This window comes from Candidatus Paceibacterota bacterium, from assembly GCA_041660505.1.
Taxonomy (GTDB): domain Bacteria; phylum Patescibacteriota; class Minisyncoccia; order Phycocordibacterales; family JACRKE01; genus JBAZWG01.
Map to the genome: position 1 here is coordinate 1 of JBAZWG010000010.1, position 3,567 is coordinate 3,567.

Annotated in this window: 4 protein-coding genes; 3 read left to right on the top strand and 1 reads right to left on the bottom strand. The window is 49.3% G+C overall.

The window, feature by feature from the left end; translation table 11 throughout:
- Positions 1-194: 194 nt before the first annotated feature.
- Complete coding sequence (locus WC764_04740) at positions 195-968, bottom strand: hypothetical protein (GenBank protein ID MFA6007001.1); 774 nt, start codon at positions 966-968, stop codon at positions 195-197.
- A gap of 88 nt (positions 969-1,056) precedes the next feature.
- Here WC764_04740 and trmD point away from each other — a divergent pair, with 88 nt between their 5' ends.
- The 3 genes from trmD (at position 1,057) to WC764_04755 (ending at position 3,234) form a co-directional block, all read left to right on the top strand.
- Positions 1,057-1,947: a tRNA (guanosine(37)-N1)-methyltransferase TrmD gene (gene trmD / locus WC764_04745; GenBank protein ID MFA6007002.1), complete on the top strand. Its 891-nt coding sequence runs from the start codon at positions 1,057-1,059 to the stop codon at positions 1,945-1,947.
- A 168-nt stretch (positions 1,948-2,115) separates the two neighbouring features.
- Entirely contained in the window at positions 2,116-2,295 is a 180-nt protein-coding gene (locus WC764_04750) for a hypothetical protein (GenBank protein MFA6007003.1), read from the top strand.
- Positions 2,296-3,048: 753 nt separating this feature from the next.
- Positions 3,049-3,234: a hypothetical protein gene (locus WC764_04755; GenBank protein MFA6007004.1), complete on the top strand. Its 186-nt coding sequence runs from the start codon at positions 3,049-3,051 to the stop codon at positions 3,232-3,234.
- The last annotated feature ends 333 nt before the right edge of the window (positions 3,235-3,567 follow it).

The window sequence follows — 3,567 nt, forward strand, 5'->3', positions numbered from 1 at the left end:
TTCGAGAGCCCCTGCCAAGGGCAAGGCCCTAAGCCCCGTCGGCGCTGCCTCCTCCTCTCCCGTGGACCGCACTTCTAGCGTAAATGAAAAAGAACCTAACGACTGTTAGGTTCTAAGATACGAGCCCGACACGTTGGTGTGGGGGCTTAGAATGAATTCATAGAAGGAACAAAGAGCTAAAGTACCCAAGGGCGCTAAGGGACGAGGGTTCCAGAAGCAAAGAGCAACTGGCGGACGGCGAGGAAGCAGCAATCCGGAAGCCACTCACCATCCCAGAAGTACAGGTCGAGCTTGCGCCCAGTGTTCCAACGGCCGAGACACGGGACGCCCCGCAAGCCGTTCGGGTACACGTCGACGGAACCAAGAGCCACACACAAAAGATGACGCTGGACATCCGGATATTTTTCGCCAAAGGCGAATAATTCCCAGATTTGATCCTGCTCGACGTGAAGGCCAAGCCGACGGCGCATGTTCCAGACTGCAGCCTCACTGGTAATGTTGCGGGAAGATGCATAGAGTACCAGCTGGGCATTAATGGTGACAGGAGCGTCTTTAATACGGAGATTAGCAGCAATTAGGCGAGGATCGACATAGTCGTATCGCCCGGCAGCGATAGCGGCGGAAAAGCTGTTGTAGCTGGTATGAACCGGCCACCAGGCGAAGCCTTTATGGAATTCAAAGCTGGCACCTGAGGGAATGATGTGATCCGGCACACCGAGATCCTGGGCTGCCCATGAGCGGCCGTGCCTGTCCAGCATCTGCTTGATACATGCCGGGTCGGGGTCTGTTGAGCATTGCTCCCTGATTAATCGGCCACGTAGATTGTCTTGCTGATCGAGGAGATCGGCAAGCTCTAGACGTATTTCATCAATGAAGGGAAATTTTTCGATCCTGGAACACAACTCAAAATAGCTTTTTGCAGCGCACATGAAAAGAACTCCTTGGGGTAATTGGTTGTCCGCTGACACGTCAGGTAACTTAGTAAGATCAAAAGCCACAGTCCCTGCTTCATGAGCAGGACTTGAAGTTTTAGCATGCTTGAGACACTATGTCAAAATGCGATTTAATATACTAACAATTTTTCCGGAAATTTGGCCGGAGTACCTGAAAGCCGGCATTTTGGGGCGGGCGCAGGAGGATAAGTTGGTGGAAATGGCCGTGATAAATATTCGCGATTTTACGACTGACAAACACCGGACGGTAGATGATTCGCCTTATGGGGGAGGGGCGGGGATGGTACTTAAAATCGAACCGATTGCTAAAGCAATCGATTCGATTAATTTTCAATTTTCAAAGACCAATTTTCAAACAATCCGCCAGCTGGCGGACCAAATCCAAGAGACCGAAACACCACGACGGCGGATTATTGTGCTTTCTGCACGAGGGGAGCAGTTTACGCAGGCGAAAGCGGAGGAGTATGCGAAGCTGGACGAGCTGGTTTTAATTTGCGGAAGGTACGAAGGAATAGATCAGAGGGTGGCGGATTATTTGGCCGACGAGGAGATATCTATCGGACCGTATGTGTTGAATGGGGGAGAGGTGGCGGCGATGGTAGTGATTGAGGCGGTAGCGAGATTGCTGCCGGGTGTCTTGGGAAATGAAGAGTCGTTGAAGGAAGAATCATACAGTCAAAAAATCCGAAATCCTCCCGCCTCGGGCGGGACCCCGCCTGATGGCGGTGGTAAATCCATAAACCCTAAACCCAGCCTTCGCCAGACGCTACGGCGGGCAAGGCAAAATCGAAATTCGAAATCATTAAATTCAAAACGAGTCGTTAACCCTGAAAGCCAAAAAGATGAGACTGCTTCGAGTTTTACCGTTGAGTATCCGCAATATACGAAACCGGCGGAATATAAAGGATGGAAGGTGCCGGAGGTGCTGCTGTCCGGAAATCATGAAGAGATTCGCAAGTGGAGAGAGGGACAAAAGAAAAAATCCGCACGGTGAGGCACGGATTGGGGCGATGGTGGAAAAAGGGAACTAGCTTGCGCTTCAGTTGATATCGCCGGCGATGGACGTAGGGTCGTAGTTGTCTTGTTGTATTAGAGCTAAGGCCCTTTCGCTGATCTGGGAGACAAACTGCACAAGGGTGACTAAGTGCAACACAGTAGGTAGGTGACTGGCTACCAGAGAGCTGTAGCAAGAATGCTCGGTGGCAGTGGCAGGTATTTTGGTGCAGTACTTAACAGAAAGGACAGCGCCTTCCATGTCTTTGAAGTACATAAACTCATGATTGGCCGTGACTTTCCAAGGGATGTGAAGATAGTCATCAACCCGGCAGCGACGGGGCCATAGGCCGGCTTTGACGGTAATAATGATCTGGGCGTCGTCAAAACGCTTGCTGGTTCGATGAACGTGTATGTGGCAGTCATGATCAAGAGCTAGTCTAAAACGGGAACAATGAGACACAAAGTAGACGACATCGTATAGTAGAATACTAACGAGTAGTCCTACCGCAAAAATAACAGCGGCCAACCCTCCCGTCTGAAGAGGTAAATAGATGACGAATGATAGAACTATGGCGACGCAATAGAAGAGAGCTTGATAGGCCAGGGCGTAAAAATTGCGTAGCGGATAATGGACAGTTGAGAGATCTACACAATGAGGACAATCGTGACCATACATAGCTAATCTCCTTTCGAGATATATTGGATTGGATAGGGAACTAAGCGTGTTGTAGAGGAAACACGTCGTTCAGTCAAGTTTTTTAAGAAAAAATCCGCACGGTGAGGCACGGATTTGTAATAGAGAACAAGGGTGACTAATTAGCAATCATCCCCGAATGGCGGAAATTGAGCCGGCGATGGGAGATTCTTCAACGGAGGGCTGGGGCTGTTGGAGGGCGCGGCGTAGGATTACGCTGACATATGTCTGTTGTTGCATCAGGCACAGTGTGTCAGATAGGATCTGTACATTACGCGAAAGATATCCAGTTGCGGCATGGTGAGGCTTTTCACAGTAACTAACAGAGAACGTCTCACCTACTGGGTCTGTAAAAAAGAAGTACTCGTTGTTAGCGCTGACCTTCCAGTTGTTAGGATTGTCCCAATGCAACTTGCACCGACGGCGTATCGCACCCGCGCATACCTCAAGAACAAGTTGGGCGCCGAGAACCGGCTTGTTTCTTTTATGCAGGTGGATACGGCCTGTACTGTCGATACTGATGAGGAAGCGGGAGCAGCGAGTGAAGTGTATGGCCGCGTTACAGACGACACAAAGAAATGGGGCGACTAACAACATACTTAAGGAGACAAAAACCATAATAGACGCAATTGCCTTGGGGTTGTGCAACTGTAACCCGATACCGATCAGAAATAAGGTGGAAGCCAAAACCAAGCACAAATCCCAACTGGTGGGTCGATGGACCTTGGATAACTCAACACAATTCGGACAGGTTTGATGGGACATAACTAACTCCTTTAGAGAGAGGAAGGTGATACATAAAAGTAAATTGGCCAGGGAACAGAACAGGGTCTTTGTAGTCTCAATTATAAGCTGAGTCAAATTATTTGGTCTTGAAAAGGATATTTTTTAGAAAGAAAAAATCCGCACGGTGAGGCACGGATT